General features: G+C 52.4%; 14 protein-coding genes and 1 pseudogene. 6 read left to right on the forward strand and 9 right to left on the reverse strand.

Features of this window, described 5'->3' with window-relative positions; translation table 11 throughout:
- Positions 1 to 58: 58 nt before the first annotated feature.
- From modA to CBW46_RS16555, 3 genes and pseudogenes are all read left to right on the forward strand, one after another.
- Complete coding sequence (gene modA / locus CBW46_RS16545; RefSeq protein ID WP_089201106.1) at positions 59 to 898, forward strand: molybdate ABC transporter substrate-binding protein; 840 nt, start codon at positions 59 to 61, stop codon at positions 896 to 898.
- 2 nt (positions 899 to 900) lie between these two features.
- Positions 901 to 1734 carry a molybdate ABC transporter permease subunit gene (gene modB / locus CBW46_RS16550; RefSeq protein WP_341538196.1) on the forward strand — a complete coding sequence of 278 codons (834 nt, stop codon included), beginning with the start codon at positions 901 to 903 and terminating at the stop codon, positions 1732 to 1734.
- A 109-nt stretch (positions 1735 to 1843) separates the two neighbouring features.
- Positions 1844 to 2614, forward strand: a pseudogene (locus tag CBW46_RS16555) (SPL family radical SAM protein).
- A gap of 341 nt (positions 2615 to 2955) precedes the next feature.
- Here the strand turns inward: CBW46_RS16555 and CBW46_RS16560 are convergent.
- Both CBW46_RS16560 and CBW46_RS16565 read right to left on the reverse strand, forming a co-directional pair.
- Positions 2956 to 4359, reverse strand: a complete 1404-nt coding sequence (locus CBW46_RS16560) for an NAD-dependent malic enzyme (protein ID WP_089201107.1) — start codon at positions 4357 to 4359, stop codon at positions 2956 to 2958.
- 101 nt (positions 4360 to 4460) lie between these two features.
- Positions 4461 to 5489, reverse strand: a complete 1029-nt coding sequence (locus CBW46_RS16565) for a redoxin domain-containing protein (protein ID WP_089201108.1) — start codon at positions 5487 to 5489, stop codon at positions 4461 to 4463.
- A gap of 189 nt (positions 5490 to 5678) precedes the next feature.
- Between CBW46_RS16565 and CBW46_RS16570 the strand changes: the two genes are divergently transcribed.
- Positions 5679 to 6197 carry a hypothetical protein gene (locus tag CBW46_RS16570; RefSeq protein ID WP_089201109.1) on the forward strand — a complete coding sequence of 173 codons (519 nt, stop codon included), beginning with the start codon at positions 5679 to 5681 and terminating at the stop codon, positions 6195 to 6197.
- Between the two features lie 264 nt (positions 6198 to 6461).
- On the opposite strand, the gene CBW46_RS16575 is transcribed toward CBW46_RS16570, so the two are convergent.
- From CBW46_RS16575 to coxB, 7 genes are all read right to left on the reverse strand, one after another.
- Positions 6462 to 7661, reverse strand: coding sequence for an MFS transporter (locus tag CBW46_RS16575; RefSeq protein ID WP_089201110.1), 1200 nt, complete (start codon positions 7659 to 7661; stop codon positions 6462 to 6464).
- 461 nt (positions 7662 to 8122) lie between these two features.
- Positions 8123 to 8581 carry a DUF420 domain-containing protein gene (locus CBW46_RS16585; RefSeq protein WP_089201112.1) on the reverse strand — a complete coding sequence of 153 codons (459 nt, stop codon included), beginning with the start codon at positions 8579 to 8581 and terminating at the stop codon, positions 8123 to 8125.
- 32 nt (positions 8582 to 8613) lie between these two features.
- Positions 8614 to 9519 (reverse strand): cytochrome c oxidase assembly protein, encoded by a 906-nt coding sequence (locus CBW46_RS16590; RefSeq protein ID WP_243633360.1) that lies wholly within the window; start codon positions 9517 to 9519, stop codon positions 8614 to 8616.
- 132 nt (positions 9520 to 9651) lie between these two features.
- Complete coding sequence (locus CBW46_RS16595) at positions 9652 to 9966, reverse strand: cytochrome C oxidase subunit IV family protein (protein ID WP_089201113.1); 315 nt, start codon at positions 9964 to 9966, stop codon at positions 9652 to 9654.
- Positions 9967 to 10587: a cytochrome (ubi)quinol oxidase subunit III gene (locus tag CBW46_RS16600; RefSeq protein WP_089201114.1), complete on the reverse strand. Its 621-nt coding sequence runs from the start codon at positions 10585 to 10587 to the stop codon at positions 9967 to 9969.
- A complete protein-coding gene (gene ctaD, locus CBW46_RS16605) occupies positions 10584 to 12395 on the reverse strand; it encodes a cytochrome c oxidase subunit I (RefSeq protein ID WP_207802310.1) in 1812 nt (603 codons plus the stop codon). The genes CBW46_RS16600 and ctaD overlap by 4 nt, the downstream gene beginning before the upstream one ends.
- A gap of 70 nt (positions 12396 to 12465) precedes the next feature.
- A complete protein-coding gene (coxB, locus tag CBW46_RS16610) occupies positions 12466 to 13476 on the reverse strand; it encodes a cytochrome c oxidase subunit II (protein WP_089201116.1) in 1011 nt (336 codons plus the stop codon).
- Between the two features lie 633 nt (positions 13477 to 14109).
- On the opposite strand from coxB, the gene CBW46_RS16615 reads away from it, so the two are divergent.
- A complete protein-coding gene (locus CBW46_RS16615; RefSeq protein WP_089201117.1) occupies positions 14110 to 15975 on the forward strand; it encodes a DEAD/DEAH box helicase in 1866 nt (621 codons plus the stop codon).
- A 165-nt stretch (positions 15976 to 16140) separates the two neighbouring features.
- Positions 16141 to 16731, forward strand: coding sequence for a guanylate kinase (locus CBW46_RS16620; RefSeq protein ID WP_089201118.1), 591 nt, complete (start codon positions 16141 to 16143; stop codon positions 16729 to 16731).
- Positions 16732 to 16813: the final 82 nt, after the last annotated feature.

Genomic DNA, 16813 nt, shown 5'->3' on the forward strand with positions numbered 1-16813 from the left:
ATTTACGCCGCTCACGATTTTCTCGTATAATCAAAGGATAGTCAGGAGCGTGAAAATAATGCATCGTCAAATAAAAATGTGCTCGATGATTTTCCTCAGCGCCGCCATGGTGCTGTTGACAGCTTGCAGTATGGCGCAGCCTACCGCACATTCAACCCGCGGTGTGGGCGGGGAAAGCACTCACGATTCCAACGCGCGGGTTGAACTGACCGTATCGGCCGCGGCAAGTCTTGCAGGTGCGCTAAAAGAGATCCAACCACTGTATGAGGCAAAACAGCCGGTGAAAATCAATCTCAACCTCGGCGCTTCAGGCTCGTTACAGCGGCAAATCGAACAAGGTGCCCCCGTTGATGTGTTCTTGTCGGCCGGCTCAGATCATATGGCGGCTTTGATCAGCCAGGGATTGGTGAATGAGGGTCGGCAGCGCAATCTCGTCACGAACCAGCTGGTATTAATTGCGCCAAGCGACTCCGCGGAGCACATCACTGCTATGGCAGACCTGCAGCAGGACCGCATCCAAAGGATTGCCGTCGGAGAGCCGTCTACAGTACCGGCCGGTCGTTATGCGAGGGAAGCTTTGGGTGCCTTGGGGCTGTGGGAGCCGCTACAGGCAAGCATCGTGCTGACGAAAGACGTACGACAGGTGCTGACCTATGTCGAATCCGGCAATGCCGATGCAGGCTTCGTGTATCGGACGGATGCGTTGAACTCAGCCAAAGTCAAGGTGGTGCAGGAAGTGGATGCCGCATTACACTCCCCTATTCGGTATCCGGTGGGAATCGTGTCGAGCACGAGTCATAGGGATGAGGCGCAGGCATTTTATGAATATTTACAAAGTAAAGAGGCAGTGAATGTGCTGACCCGCTACGGCTTCACTCCTCCGAAGGAGACGAGTTGATCGTGAAGCGCGTTATGAACGGCTCACACGCTTCGGCAGCAGCGGGTCAGGCGCTGTCAGCATCAGCTGATACGCCGGTCAGCGAGCTGGCTTCGATGGCACCGGAGACGCTGGTAAGCGATCTGACAGCTGCGCCAGCTGTGGTGCCGCCGGCCGCGGCCGGCGCAGCTCTAAACTGGCATGAGTTCGCCGCACCGATCACTTTGTCCGTGCAGGTGGCGCTAACATCAAGCGTGATTGTCTTTGTGCTGGGCACTCTGGCCGCATGGTGGATGTCGAAGCACCGTTCGTTCCCGGGACGTACTTTGCTGGAAACAGTGCTGTTGCTGCCTCTCGTGCTTCCCCCCACCGTCGTTGGCTTCATCCTGCTCGTGTCAGCCGGACGGAAGAGCAGCTTAGGCAGAGCCATAGAATGGCTGTTCGGCCAGCCGCTCGTCTTCACATGGTGGGCAGCCGTGTTGGCTGCTGTTGTCGTCGCTTTTCCCTTAGTCTACCAAACTATGAAGGTTGGATTTCTGTCAGTGGACAGCGACCTGCTGGATGCTGCGCGCTCTATGGGTGCCTCAGAGCCACAGCTGCTGCGTTGGATTATCATACCTCTTGCATGGCGCTCTCTTCTCACTGCCTACGTTCTTGGCTTCGCCCGCAGCTTGGGCGAGTTCGGCGCCACCTTGATGGTGGCTGGCAACATTCCGGGAAAAACCCAGACACTGCCGACCGCCATATACGTCGCGGTTGATTCGGGAAATCTGACATTGGCTTGGTGGTGGACTGTGTGTATGATGCTTATTTCGTTCATTATGCTGTTGTCAGTCAGCCGCAAGAAGGCAGCATAAGCCGACCCCGCAGAGCCGGACGAAAAACCGGTGAAAAAATGTGTTGCGAGACATTTTCTCTCGCATTGGGGCATGAGCCTCGGACGCTGATGTAAAGGACAGCAGCAGTATGCATCCGACGATCAACCAATCAACACCCAAACAGCTCTTGAACCCGGCCAGCGGCTTTTTGACCGGCTACAGCCATACGCTGAATCCGTATGCCGGTTGTGCGTTTTCCTGTTCTTTACTGCTATGTCCGCGAAATGCCCATAGCCAAGTTCCGCGGTGCTGCATGGGGGAGCTGGGTTCATGTGAAACAAGGTGCTGCCGAGCTGCTGCAGAACGAACTGATCCGGGCCAAAAAGAAAGGGCCGGTCACCGTCTTCATGTCATCCGCCACGGATCCCTATCAACCGGTCGAATATCGCGAACGGCTAGCGCGCTCCCTGCTCGAAGTTATGGTCCGGGAGCAGCCGGACTTCCTGTTCGTGCAGACCCGCAGCCCGCTGGTGACGCGCGATATCGATCTGCTGCTGGAGCTGCGGGAACGCGCTTGTGTCAGCGTTACTGTGGAGACCGACATGGAAACCGTCCGCCGGGTATTCACGCCCGGTGCGCCCCAATCGCGGCAAGGCTTCGGGCGATGAAACAGCTGTGTCAGGCAGGCTTAGCCGTGCAAGCGGCGGTGTCGCCAGCGCTGCCCTGTTCGGACGAGTTTGCAGGGCGCTTGGCGGCTGTCGTGGATCGTGTGTGCATCGACGACTTTTTCATGGGTGACGGCAGTGCAGGCAAGAGGACGGAGCGGCTGGGCATCCGAGGGATGTACGAGGAACTCGGCCTTTTGGACTGGTATGGCAGAGATGCGTATAATCGCGTGCTGGAGCAGCGGAGGATGTGATTTTCATGAGTTAATCGGGATTTTTGCCGTGAGGCAATGAAAACTCGCTCGCACGCCACCGCGCACTCGTAGTTAGAGCTAATTTTGGCGAGTCAATTGACGTATTTGGCTGTTATTCAGAACTAGTTCTGTCGAGTGAATAGACGTTATCTGTTCTGGTATCCACAGCTAATTTTGGCAAGTGAATCGACGTTATAATGTTCTTGTGGTCAGAGCTAACAATAGCGTGATTTCAGCCGATTAACGTGCTCTGCTATCAATCGCCATTGGTTGCGGCTATAACAAAACCTCCCGACCTAATGTGTCCATGTCGGGAGGTGGCGTGCTAGTACTGCGTCGTCTCAACGAAAATCCGGTGGAATTCTGCGGGCGGTGCCCGTTCTAATTGCTGCTTCGATGACAGCGTGCCGCACGGTTGCTACGACCTGCTCATTGAAAATGCTAGGAATGACATACAGCTCGTTCAACTCTGCGTCGGAAACTACCGAAGCGATAGCTCGCGCTACAGCCAGCTTCATCTCCTCGTTGATATGGCTGGCACGGCAATCCAACGCTCCACGGAAAATGCCGGGAAAGCACAGTACGTTGTTGATTTGGTTTGGAAAATCGCTTCGACCCGTTGCTAATACGCGTACATAAGGCTGCGCGATTTCGGGATCGATTTCCGGCTGTGGATTAGCTAGCGCAAACACGATCGGATCTTTTGCCATCGATTGCACATGTTCAACCTTCAGCAGGCCTGCGCGGGACACCCCGATAAACACATCCGCTCCCTTGATCAGCTGATCCAAGGTGCCGGACACCGCCTCCACCTGCGGCTGTTGAGCCAGCCACTGCCACATCGGCTGCTCATATGTTTCACCACGTATAATAGCGCCTTCTCGGTCGACCGGCACCAGCCGTTTCACGCCGGCAGCTAACAGCATCTTGCAGATCGACACTCCGGCTGCGCCAATGCCATTCACAACCACGCGGATTGATTCGATGGGCTTACCCACGACCTTCAACGCATTGAGCAGGCCGGCGAGCATGACCACCGCGGTACCGTGTTGGTCATCGTGAAAAACGGGAATATCCAGCTCCTGCCCGAGCCGTGACTCGATTTCAAAGCAGCGGGGCGAGCTGATATCCTCCAGGTTAATGCCGCCGAATATCGGACTGATCGCCTTCACCGTACGAATGATTTCCTCCGTGTCCGTCGTATCCAAGCAGATCGGGAACGCATCAACGCCCGCCAGCTGCTTAAATAGCATCGCCTTACCTTCCATGACGGGTGCGGCAGCCTTCGGCCCTATGTCGCCTAGCCCGAGCACTGCCGTGCCGTCGCTGATTACGGCAACCGTGTTTCTTTTAATAGTCAATGAATACGCTTTTTGCGGATCTTGATGAATGGCTGTGCAGACACGTGCTACACCTGGAGTATACACACGGGATAAGTCATCCCGATTTTTAATAGGCATGCTCGGCTGCGTGGATATCTTACCACCAAGATGCGCCAAAAACGTTCGGTCCGACACGTTGATTAGTGTGCTGCCCTCCAGCTGCTTAATCGCGTCGACAACCGCAGCTTCCGCTGCATCCTGCACGTCGACCGTAATGTCCCGCACCGAGGACTCTTTACCGACGCGAATAACGTCAATGGAAGTTACATCTCCTCCTGCCCTGCTGATAGCGGACGCCACATCTCCGAAAGACACCTTATCATGTGTAAGCTCTACCCGTAGAATAATACTTGTATTAGCCATAATGAATCCCCCTGTTCCAATGTCGATAAATTTAATACACTCATCATATCGCCATACTTTTGACTAAATCGTCCGAGTCTTAGATGTGGTGGACACACGCCTTATTTTACCGCCTCCCGCAGCATCTGTTCATTCATCGCCCCTTGGATTTTATCGCGTACTATGCCGTGCTCATCGATCACATAAGTAGCAGGATACGCAGCCACACCGTATGTATTTCCTACATCTCCCAACGTATCCAGCACAACCGGAAATGTCAATCCCCAATACCTGATAAAAGAATTGACTACGATCTTGCTCGCCTCAGTATGGGCTGCATTCACCGACAGAATCACAACTTCGCGGTCCTGGTACTCGCTGTAAAACCGCTGCATATGCGGCATCTCAACCTTACAGGGCGGACACCAGGTCGCCCAGAAATTCACCAGTACCTTCTGTCCCCGAAAGTCCGACAGCTTCACGCGTGTGCCTGCCGGATCCTCCAGTGCAAAGTCCGGTGCCTGCTGGCCAACGCGGATGCCTGTGACAAGACCCTGGCTGACGCCTTTCGAAAGCGGTTTCTCCCAAACGTGCGAAGCCACCGTAGTGATAAGCATATGACCGATAATGAAAGCCAGAAAAAGCTGCTGTGTCCGCCTCCCTCCTGCGGCAGCTTGTCCAACAAAACGAATGATGAGCACAAGGGCGCATAAAATAATGATGATTGTGTCCGTCACCTTGCTGCCCTCAAGCAAAAAATGGTGCAGGATACGGTAAACAGGGTAACCTGTCAAAATAGCGATAAGCCAAGCATCAATGTACACGGGCCAGTGCGAAGACTTGTGCTCCCGGTACCATACATACCCGCACATCAGCACGAGCGCCAGCCAAATTCCCTTAGCACCCCCATGAAAATACAACAAGGACCGGGGATCATCCCGCAGGCTTTGCGGATCGAACAGCACACCGCTCAACTTGCAGATCACAAGTCCGATCAGAAGCGCTTCTACAGTCCTCCCCGTTATGCCCTTAGCCAACTCGGGCTCATGATATTGACGCAGTCTGAGCACGCCGAAGCCTGTCAGGATCGAGGCCACGATGATGAACATGCTTTGCTGTATAACTAGCGGCCCCAGCGTCCAGGTATCCAACTGCGATCACACCTCCTACTCGTGAGGTTTCTGTCTCCATTGTGGACCGTGGGACGGCAACCTGTCAAATCACCAATTTTGATAGCCGCGCCTATGTTTTTTTATTGCTGTGCAGCTTGAATTTCGTCCAGAATCGGCCGTGTGCTATAATCGACCTACCGTTCAACGGATAATCAATGGAGGTTAGGCATGCTCACTTTTGAAGAAAAAATCAAGATCATCGAATCGTTTCCCGAACTGCAACGGAAAGACGTCTCCCTCGGCCGGGTGAATTACCAGTACGAAGACAGCATTTATGAGAAAAAGAACGTGGTTTACCATTTGCATCCGAACGGTAATGGCTATGTGTATGCCGGTAATTTGCCGGGCTACGAGACCGACAGCAAGCAGCTGGTCAACATCCGCGATTACTCCGCCGACCAGCTCCGCACACTGCTGGCAGCCGCAATTCGCTTGCTGTCCGGTGATACGACGCCCACCAAGGAGAGTGCCAATGAAGCTGTGAGAGCATCGGATAGTAACGTAGGACTGAGCGCCTCACATAGCGACCATGAACAATGGGTCAACCCAGACAATGAAACTCTCATTCTGACACGGGAGGACGAGCTGTGGCACCTGTATTTTGGTGATAATCTCGAGTCAGCGTTCGAGACCTATGAGGAAGCGGAGGAGTATTTGCTGGATGAAGGCTTTCAACGCAAGGGATGAATTTTTCTGCGGAGGAGCCACTCGATGACAAAAAAGACTTCCGTATAAGCGGAAGCCAGTATACACGGAAGTCAGTTCTGTTTTATCAGAGGCGCCGTCCACAGCCGGGACCTCGCATTGAGAGTAGAGCCGCACAGCCGGGACCTCACATTGAGAGTGGAGCCGCACAGCCGTGTCATGGAAAAGAGCCTGCATTGCACCTGCTTTGCCGACACAAAATCGTATCGAGCTCAACTCGGGGCAGCAGGCGTGACAAATGATTCGCTAGTAAGCGGCGCTTCCCTTTTTTGTTGCCTTCTGCGCTGACGGGGTGCGTATCATTCGATGAGCCAGCCAGGCAGACAGGCAGCCCAGCGCACCTACGATCACGAAGCCCTGTCGGAGAGTGAGTATATCTCCCGCGATCCCCATGAACAGCGGCCCCAAAAACATGCCTAAACCATAAATAGCTTGATAAAAGCCCATCGCGGTCGCACGCTGGCCCGGTGCCATGTGCTTAATACTGAGCGCCATTAATATGGGTGTGGCCAATCCCCGCCCGAATCCTGCGATGGCTTGAGTGAGAATCAGCACTGCGAGGTTGTTAGTCCATGGTATGATCAGCGTGAAAATACCGCTCAAGATGAATCCGCCAACAATGACGTTTCTGTCTCCTAGCCGCGCTGCCAAGTGGCTCCCCCCGAGCCATGCGGCTACCGCTGTCGGAAGGGTTGAGAAAAAGGTCAGCAGTCCCATATCAAGCTTCGTTGCGTTCAAAGACTGAGCATACACCGGCGTGAATCCGAACACCGTTGCGAACGTCAACAGTTGAAAGAGGATAGCGAGGCATGATACTACGATCAATGTCCTGTCCCGGGCGACCTCTATCACCCCTTGGGCGGTAATTTTTTGTGCGCTTTCATCGAACTTTTCAACCAGGAAGAAAGAGGCGGCGAATCCCACAGTCCCTACCAGCGCCCCGATTAAAAAGGATGACTCCCAGCCATACATATCCGCAAACCATCCGCCGCATAATATCCCCAGCATCTGCCCCAATGTGTTATATACCGTAATCGTGCCGATGGCTTTGGTGGTTTCTTCCTTGCTGTAGTAGCTCGCAAACAGTATCGTGAAATCCACCCAAGTTGCGGCGGCGGCGCCCGCCAACGCCCTAAGGATGAGAATCCATGTCACACTCTGAGACACTAGGATGCCGGCCCCGGCCAAGGTTGTGAACATTAAGCCAAATACGATAAACAACCGCCGTTTATGAAAACGGTCCGACATGATGCCTACCGGGATCCGCAGCAGCATCTGGCTGAAGCCATACATGCCGACAATCAGACCTGCCATTTTATGCGATGCGCCCAAAAACTCAACATATGCCGCCAGGATCGGCACACAAGTGTACATGGAAAACCAGAACAATAACGTAACTATACAGAACAAAGGAATGCGATAGTTGGTTGCTGTGGTGGACGACATGAGATCTCCTTTACATAAGCTGAGTGATTTGACCAGCACACGATCAAGCGAAAAAAACCGCTCCAAGATAACCTCAGCAGAGGTGAAGCTGCCCGCTGTACCTATCTCGAATCATAACGCTTTACAACATTTGATAAAAGGGCTGAAAAAAACCTAGTTAGTTTCCACTGGATCGTAAGTTACAATAAGGTGATCGATCTAATGGAGAACAAAGAGCTCCGCTCCTGCGGGCAGAAAGTTCCCGAGTGCCGGAACGCCAAGGTATGTAATATATCCCTCGCAATGCGGCCAACTGATGCTGCCAGGAAAGTGCGGACAACATTCAGCATCGGGCCGCTTCTGCTTCTGCCGGGTCCTCCAGGGGTGATTTCCATGATATACCTTCATGTGTGTGGTGCAAAAAAAAGCAGCAGGTTCAAAGTGCCTGCTGCTTTTGCGATCTGTGCATTCTTTTTCGTGCCCTAGTACGTCCCTAGGATTGCCTCTATCAACGGCCGCGTCTCGCCACCAGGATACAGAACGTATAGCAGCACGTACACCGCCACGCCGGTTGGCGCTGTCAGCAGCCAGATCACGGCTGTCCAACGGCCTATCCTTTTGTGCTTGGCAAACCGTTTGTTAAAGGCATGAAGCAGCGTAATGATTCCAAACACAGCTGCTGTAGTAGCGAGTACAATATGAAATATAAGAAATACATGATATGCGAGTTTCAGTTCTTCCGGTCCGCCGAATGTGGTGTTACCGACGAACACCGTTCGGGACATATACACAATGAAAAAGGCCAGCGCGAAACCGGCTCCCCAAAGCATAAGCTTTTGATGGGATTCGCGATTCCCCTTCATAATTTGCGCCCAGCCTAACGCTACAAAAATAGCACTGATAACGATAAACGTAGTACTAATCGTAGGCAGAATTTGCATTATTTTTGTTCCCACCAATCAAAATAAAGTTATTATATCCGGTGGATGTCCACTTGCGAAGCAGAATATCCATGGATGCTATGAGCCAGCTCCTCTTCCTCATCACGCTGCCGCTCTCTGCGATACCAACGAAAGAACACATAGCCCAACGCAATGCCATACACGATTTCTTGCACGATCTTCATAATGACACCGCCCAGCTGCTGATCGTTCACGAGCGTCAACAGCAGGTAAGATTCCGGCACGTTCGCATATGAATCGTACAGCGGTTTCCCGGCAAAGATAATCAGCGCGCAAGCTGGAGTAAGCAGAATACCATTAATGAAAATGTATCCCATTTTCCGGAGGTCGCTGATCTTATTATACTCCGGCAGCGGGCAAAATACAGGGAACCACATTTGAAACGCAGCCAGCAGAAAAATAATGTTATACATGAAATGCAGCAGCGGATGCGTCATCAACGTATCCATCACCATCGGTATATGGTAAAAGGAAAAAATGAAGTTGAACACGAATAACGCGACCAGCGGCGACGCTGCAACATTAATGAGACGCTGCATGGCAGCATGTTGAAATAGCGAGCGGAGCAGCCATCCCGGGGTGCCTAACAGCAGCAGCGGAGGCACAATCAAATAGGATATCGACTGCTGGAGCATATGCGCACTGAAGCTGTAGTGATGTGCATAATAGCTCAAAGGGCTGCCTTCAGCCACATAAAACAACAGCAGCCCTGAGTAAAAATAAAATTGCTCGCGCGCGCCCACCGGAGACGAATCAGTAAATTGATGCCGCCAGCGATGAACAGTCAGCCCGTACAGCCATCCCATGACTATCAATATAAGAGCCAAAGCTGGACTCCAAAGCGTCGCGAAATTGCCTCCAACACCGACCGCCGTATCGCCCAAGTGTCCCATATGCGCTGTAGCCTCTGACTTCATGTTAACCTCTCCTTCCTCTGTATGCTAGTTGAGGAAATTACAAGATTTTGATATTACTGGTTATTTGTGAAAATTAGTGCAATCCCTATGAAAAAAAGAGGGGCTTTCAGATAAAAGCCGCCTCCTCTTCTATTACCACCACATCCAGTATACTGCAGCAGCTACTCCCGTCAAGGCCACGAAACCACCGAACAGTAAGCCAACGATTGGCATGAGGTGTCCTTTATCCTTCATGTGCATCCAGTATGCCAATTGGAAGATGATCTGAACGATCGCTAATCCAACCATGAACAAAATTAGAAAGCTGCGGTCCAATCCCCCATACAACACTGCTGCAAAAGCGAGCATGGTTAATATGATCGAAATAATGTATGACACGTAGTGATTTCTAGGGCCTTCCAGCTTATGCCGCCCGCCGGCATTTGAAGTATGTTGTTGGCTGCTCATTTACGGTCCCACCTTCCCCATCAAGTACACGACGGTGAAAATAAATACCCATACGACGTCGATAAAGTGCCAGTACAACCCAGCCACATAATACTTAGGTGCTGTCACAACCGTGAGCCCTTTCTTCATAGAGGAGATGACCAATAGCGTGATCCACACTATACCAAACGCGACGTGCGCACCATGGAAGCCAACCAACGTGTAGAACGAGGTCGCGAACGCGCTCTTGGAGAATACATGCCCTTCATGCACATAATGAACGAATTCATAAATTTCGAGAGCTAAAAAGCTCAAACCGAGCAGCACGGTGATAATCATCCACATGTTCAGCTTTTTCAAATCGCCACGGTGTAAAGCCATGGTACCGAACACACTGGTCAGCGAACTTGTCAGCAAAATGAACGTAGACAAAGCAACCAGACCTAATTGGAATATCTCCTGACCCGTCGGGCCGTCCGGCACTTGATTACGCAGTGCGATAAAGGAGGCGAAAAGCATACCGAACAACACGCATTCTCCGCCGAGGAATAACCAGAAACCAAGTACTTTATTCTTGCCTTCCAACGTCGCGGTTTCCGCGTGAGGTGGCAAGGCGCCACCTGCTTCGTGATGTGCACTCATGCCTTAACCCCCTTTTCTTCAAGTTCTTCCGGCTCGATATGGAAGCCAGGATCATCGTTAATCGATCTCAGGAACATGGAACCGAACAACAAGCCCATACCTACCGCTACAACCAGGTATTCATGATACATGAAGCCAAAGCCCGCTATGAAGAAGCCAACCGAGAAAATCAACGGGAGGATCGATGGATTCGGCATATGAATAGAACCGATTGGCTCCGCCGGCGTCATCTCTTTGTTGCCCGCCATCTTCTCCTTCCACAGCGGATCCAAGCCGCGTACCAGTGGAGTTTGTTTGAAGTTATACTCAGGTGCAGGCGACGGAATAGCCCATTCCAGAGTACGTCCGTCCCAAGGATCTGCAGGTGCATTTTGCGGCTTACGCTGCGTTGAAATAACATTGATCAGGAATACGATAGTTCCGATACCCATCAAGAAAGCGCCTATTGTACTGATAAGGTTACCCTCTTCTAAGCCGACGCCAGGCTGATATGTAAACACGCGGCGTGGCATACCCATCAATCCCAAGAAATGCTGAGGGAAGAATGTTAAATGGAAGCCGATAAAGAACGTCCAAAAATGGATTTTGCCCAGAGTCTCGTTGAGCATGCGGCCGAACATTTTTGGCCACCAGTAATACATGCCGGCGAACAAGCCGAGCACCAAACCACCCACGATTACGTAGTGGAAGTGAGCTACAACGAAATATGTGTCATGATATTGGAAGTCTGCTGCGGGTACCGCGAGCATAACTCCTGTCGTACCGCCCATAACGAATGTAGGAATAAATGCCGTTGCAAAAATATTTGCCGTGGAGAAAGTAATTTGACCTCCCCACAGTGTAAATAACCAGTTAAAGATCTTTACGCCGGTCGGCACTGCAATGGCCATGGTCGCGATCGAGAAGATCGAGTTACCTACAGCCCCGATACCTACAGCAAACATATGGTGAACCCAGACCATGAAACCCAGGAAACCGATCAACGCTGTTGCAAATACCATAGAGCTGTAACCAAACAGACGCTTTCTGGAGAACGTAGAAACAATTTCAGAGATAATACCGAATGCAGGCAAAATCAGGATGTAAACCTCAGGATGCCCGAAAATCCAGAATATGTGCTGCCACAGCACCGGGTTACCGCCCTTCGACACATCGAAGAAAGCTCCTTCGAACAACCGGTCGAACATTAATTGAACCAAGCCCACGGTGATCGCGGGAAACGCGAACAGGATCAGAGCGGAAGTGATAAACGCCGTCCAAGTGAACAGAGGCATCCTCATGTATGTCATACCTGGCGCACGCATGTTGATGATCGTCACCAGGAAGTTAATCCCTCCGATTAACGTACCGAGACCGGAGATTTGGAGTCCCAGCACGTAGAAGTCGACACCATGCGAATTTCCCGAAGGATCGATAATGGAGGATAGAGGTGCATAAGCTGTCCAACCGGCCGCCGGAGCACCGCCCAAAAACCAGCTCACGTTGAGCATGATGCCTCCGAACACAAACAGCCATAACCCTAACGCGTTTACAAAAGGAAACGCTACGTCGCGCGCGCCGATTTGCAGCGGTACAATCGCATTCATAAAGGCGAAAATCAGCGGCATCGCGGCAAAGAAGATCATCGTTGTGCCGTGCATGGTTGTCAATTCGTTAAAAGTATTGCCAATAAAAAGTTCATTATCTGGATACATTAGTTGTATACGGATCAGTACCGCTTCCAAACCGCCGAGCAGAAAGAAAAAACCACCGAAAATCAGATACAGGATACCGATCTTTTTGTGGTCAACTGTTGTCAACCAATCCATTAATCCGGTGTAATGCTTTCGAGTATGAGCGTGAGCCAACGTGTTTACCTCCTTTTCACCAAGATGTGCATTATTTCAATGCATTCAAGTATTTAATAAGATCGTTAACCTGCTGTTCCTGCAAAGGTACCGGCGGCATCTGCGTATCCGGTTTCACTTCCTGCGGATTTACGATCCAAGCATGCAAGTTCCGGTCGTTCTCTGCACCGCGCGGCATGACACCCGCGATCATCTCACGCTTGGCAAATCCGTTCAGGTTCGGACCGAATCCGAGCCCATCCGCACTCACTGCATGACAGGACAAGCAGTTGTCTTTAAACACTTGTTCACCAGCCTTGGCTTCAGCAGGAATCGCGACAGGCGTCTTCATGTCCTCTACCCAGGCATTAAAGTCTGCTTCGGATTTCGATACAACTTTGAAATCCATCAAAGCGTGGGAGTCGCCGCAAAGCTCAGCACATTTACCTAAGAACACTTCCGCTTCGTCCGCTTCCAAATACATAATGTTGGTCATGCCCACGTTAGTGTCTTGCTTACCAGCCAGCGAGGGTACCCAAAAAGAGTGAATCACGTCAGCAGAAGTAATTTCCAGTGCAATTTTTTTGTTCACAGGAATAACGAGATCTTGTGCCGTTGCAATGCCCAGCTTCGGATAATCGAACTGCCACCAGAATTGATGCGCTGTCACTTTGACGTGAATCGCTTCCTTGTTTTCAATGTGATTGGCGGACAAATTCACAGTGTAGCTCACCGTCGGCACAGCGAGAATAAGCAATAGGATGATTGGGATAACTGTCCAAATGATTTCAAGCGTATGACTGCCTTCCACCTGCTTCGGAATGATGTCTTTGTCTCCCTTTTTCTTACGGAAGCGTATTAACACATAAATGTAAATCGCGAACACAACCAAGACAACGATGACCATAATGCCTAAGCTCAGCTGCATCAAAAACAGCTGGTCTCTTGCAACGGGACCTCTTGGCTTTAGGGCGGAAATTGTATCGCTTCCACACCCCGTCAAAAGCAACATCATCAACCCGAAAAGAGGGATGAAACGCCACAGATTTTGCCATCGATTCATCTTATCAATCCCACCTCTAAAGCTAATATTTTTCGAACAAAAGGTCATATATTGTCAATGAACCTAATTACCATATTAACTATAATTAGGCACTTGAATTTTGTCAATGAATCTCGTGAAGTTCACAAATTGTTCTCAATCCTCGGTTTGCTTAGGTTTTTCGACGTTCGCGCAGGGAATTCTGGCTCTAATAATCGCCTCTATCAGACATTAAAATAGGACCTTCGAACACGTATAATTACCCCCATTTAATGAATCCTATTTATAGAAATTAAACACTTTCAAAATATAATTTCGGCCAGTTGGATTTATGTCTTTTGGATTTGAACTTTGCGTGATAATTATGGAAAAAAGATTTGGAGAGCAGCTTTATTTCGATGCCGCTGAACCGGCGTGATGCTGGATGAATGTGGTATACCGTTCTCTGTTCTTTCCTTAATTATATAGCTGCAATGTGATGAGCGACCGCTGCGGCATGGCCGGTTTCTTTTTCCTCACGCTTCCTGTAGAATGCAGGTAGAACTATGGGGATTAGGGCGACAGCAGTACCGGAACATATAGATCCAGTAGAATTCTGTTCCGCTGCTTATACTACTTCGTGGAATGAATTGGTAGATGAGGAGATTAGCTATAATGAAATCAAATTTATTCGCCGCTCTTGGCATCGACGAACAGATGGCGGAGGCGTTAAGGCAACACGGCTATACCCAGCCCACACCTATACAAAAGGAAGCAATTCCGGTCATACTATCGGGCGCAGATGTTATTGCTCAGGCCCAAACAGGCACGGGCAAGACGCTGGCGTTCGTGCTTCCGATTCTCGAAAGTATCGAGGAGACAAAAGATTACACGCAGGCGCTGATCGTGACTCCCACCCGTGAGCTGGCCATCCAGATCGCAGGCGAAGTACGCAAATGGGCCCCGATGAAAGGGGTGCGTGTGCTTGCTGCTTACGGCGGACAGGATGTTGAGCGCCAGCTGAAGCAGCTGGAAGGGTCAGTGCACATGATCATCGCTACTCCGGGACGTCTGCTGGATCATCTCCGCAGAGGCACCGTGAATCTACAGCGCTTGTCAACGCTGGTACTCGATGAAGCGGACCAAATGCTGCACATGGGTTTTCTGCAGGAGGTCGAAGATATTATCATCCAAACATCACCTAAGAGACAGACGTTGTTATTCTCGGCCACCATGCCGGGACCCATTCGCAATCTGGCGAAAGGTTACATGAAACAACCGGAGGAAATCAAAGTAAAGTCCAAACAGATCACGCTGACGGAGATCGAACAGATCGCTGTTAAAACGACGGACCGCGGCAAGCAAGAGGCTTTGTTTAGACTGCTTGAGGAGTACCGGCCGTTTTTGGCGATGATTTTTTGCCGGACGAAGCTGCGGGCTTCGAAGCTGAATCAAGCGCTGCAGGAAGCCGGCTATGCTTCCGATGAGCTGCACGGCGATCTCACACAAGCGAAGCGTGAACAAGTGATGAAACGGTTCCGTGATGCCAAAATCCAACTGCTGGTAGCTACCGACATTGCCGCTCGCGGATTGGATGTTGAAGGAATCACCCACGTGTTCAACTACGATATGCCCCATGATGTGGAGAGCTATATCCACCGTATAGGCCGTACCGGACGAGCCGGACAGAGAGGTATGGCGGTGACGATGGTGACCCCGCGCGACCAAGGAGCGCTTGCCGAGATCGAGCGCGGCATCAATGCGGAGCTGCCGCGGCGGACGATGAAAGCGGATGGCGAGCTCAGCGAAGCGAGAACAAGCGGACGCGGCGGGGCCGAGCGCAGACGGCCGGCGGCGGAGAGCCCGGTCGACTTGAGCACGCGCGGCGAGAGGGCTGCAGGCCGCGGCCGGCGCGGGGCGGCACGCGGTGAGCGCGGACGGGCGGCAGCCGGCGCTCGCGGGGCCGCAGGCGCGAGGCGCGATGGCGCGGCGGACGGCACGGCACGCGGTGAGCGCGGACGGGCGGCGGCTGGCGCGCGCGGGGCCGCAGGCGCGAGGCGCGACGGCGCCGCGGACGGCACGGCGCGCGGTGAGCGCGGACGGGCGGCAGCCGGCGCTCGCGGGGCCGCAGGCGCGAGGCGCGATGGCGCCGCGGACGGCACGGCGCGCGGTGAGCGCGGACGGGCGGCAGCCGGCGCTCGCGGGGCCGCAGGCGTGAGGCGCGATGGCGCCGCGGACGGCACGGCGCGCGGTGAGCGCGGACGGGCGGCAGCTGGCGCTCGCGGGGCCGCAGGCGCGAGGCGCGATGGCACGGCGCGCGGTGAGCGCGGACGGGCGGCGGCTGGCGCGCGCGGGGCCGCAGGCGCGAGGCGCGGCGGCGACGACGGCGAGTGGACCACGAAGCGGGAGGCGCTGCGGGCGGCGAGAGAAGCGGCGGCAGGGCGCGGGGCACGCAGAGCCGAAGGCGCACGCGGCGCGGGAGCTGGCGGTGGCGCACGCGGCGAGCGCAAGGGCGGCGGTCGAGGCCGCCGGGGCCGGTGAGCCAGCCACGCGAACGGCGTGGCTGGGCTCTCGGCGCATGCCGGTTCACACACTATTGGCCGCCGAACGGTACTTCATGACCAAGACACCTTTACCCGACATGGTAAAGCATGTAAAATGTAGGAAGAAACCGGTTTCCAACTTCCAAAACCAAGGAGGGCATCCATGTACGAATTAAACGCGAATGACGTCATTTTTATTTTTACCGGACCTAACGGCGCAGGCCGTAGAACTGTTGCCCAAATGTCAGGCAGTACACTTGGTGTTAAGCAGGTTATTTCGTACACGACTAGACCACCTCGATCAGCGGAAGTAGATGGTCAGGACTATCATTTTACTACGCGTGAAAATTTTATCGCCGCTCAGCAGAACAACGAATTTGTCGAGGTCATTGAGATTGACGGTAATTTATACGGAGTGAAGGAGCAGGATATTGCTCGGACATTGCAAAAATACGGGGCGGTATACTTGATTCTTAACCGTTTTGGCGCCGATGCCGTGAAGCAGCAGTATGGAACGCAAGCCGTACGTATCTTCATTTACGCAGACCGTGACACCATCCAGAAGCGCGAGCAGGAGCGCGGTGATTCCCCGGAGTTGATCCAGCGTTACATGTCACACTATGAAGAAGAAATGGCATATAAAGACCAGTGCGAGCACGTGTTTGAAAACTTGGATCTAGCACATACCGTATTTGACTTGACCAAGACTTTGGACGACAATTATCTGCACCGGAATCTTGTTGACAAGGACTAAGATGTGACTGTCCGAGGCAAAATTGATAAAATGGATAAAAGACCGGTACCGCCGTAACGGCGATTGGTCTTTTTTTCATAGA

Source organism: Paenibacillus xerothermodurans (assembly GCF_002220865.2).
In the GTDB taxonomy this organism is placed as follows: domain Bacteria; phylum Bacillota; class Bacilli; order Paenibacillales; family NBRC-103111; genus Paenibacillus_S; species Paenibacillus_S xerothermodurans.

What these genes read in the sequence shown, in the direction of transcription:
- modA (WP_089201106.1), top strand. Translation starts at nt 59, where the DNA reads ATGCATCGTCAAATAAAAATGTGCTCGATGATTTTCCTCAGCGCCGCC.
- CBW46_RS16560 (WP_089201107.1), bottom strand. Translation starts at nt 4,359, where the DNA reads ATGGCTAATACAAGTATTATTCTACGGGTAGAGCTTACACATGATAAG.
- CBW46_RS16570 (WP_089201109.1), top strand. Translation starts at nt 5,679, where the DNA reads ATGCTCACTTTTGAAGAAAAAATCAAGATCATCGAATCGTTTCCCGAA.
- CBW46_RS16575 (WP_089201110.1), bottom strand. Translation starts at nt 7,661, where the DNA reads ATGTCGTCCACCACAGCAACCAACTATCGCATTCCTTTGTTCTGTATA.
- CBW46_RS16585 (WP_089201112.1), bottom strand. Translation starts at nt 8,581, where the DNA reads ATGCAAATTCTGCCTACGATTAGTACTACGTTTATCGTTATCAGTGCT.
- CBW46_RS16590 (WP_243633360.1), bottom strand. Translation starts at nt 9,519, where the DNA reads ATGAAGTCAGAGGCTACAGCGCATATGGGACACTTGGGCGATACGGCG.
- CBW46_RS16595 (WP_089201113.1), bottom strand. Translation starts at nt 9,966, where the DNA reads ATGAGCAGCCAACAACATACTTCAAATGCCGGCGGGCGGCATAAGCTG.
- CBW46_RS16600 (WP_089201114.1), bottom strand. Translation starts at nt 10,587, where the DNA reads ATGAGTGCACATCACGAAGCAGGTGGCGCCTTGCCACCTCACGCGGAA.
- ctaD (WP_207802310.1), bottom strand. Translation starts at nt 12,395, where the DNA reads ATGGATTGGTTGACAACAGTTGACCACAAAAAGATCGGTATCCTGTAT.
- coxB (WP_089201116.1), bottom strand. Translation starts at nt 13,476, where the DNA reads ATGAATCGATGGCAAAATCTGTGGCGTTTCATCCCTCTTTTCGGGTTG.
- CBW46_RS16615 (WP_089201117.1), top strand. Translation starts at nt 14,110, where the DNA reads ATGAAATCAAATTTATTCGCCGCTCTTGGCATCGACGAACAGATGGCG.
- CBW46_RS16620 (WP_089201118.1), top strand. Translation starts at nt 16,141, where the DNA reads ATGTACGAATTAAACGCGAATGACGTCATTTTTATTTTTACCGGACCT.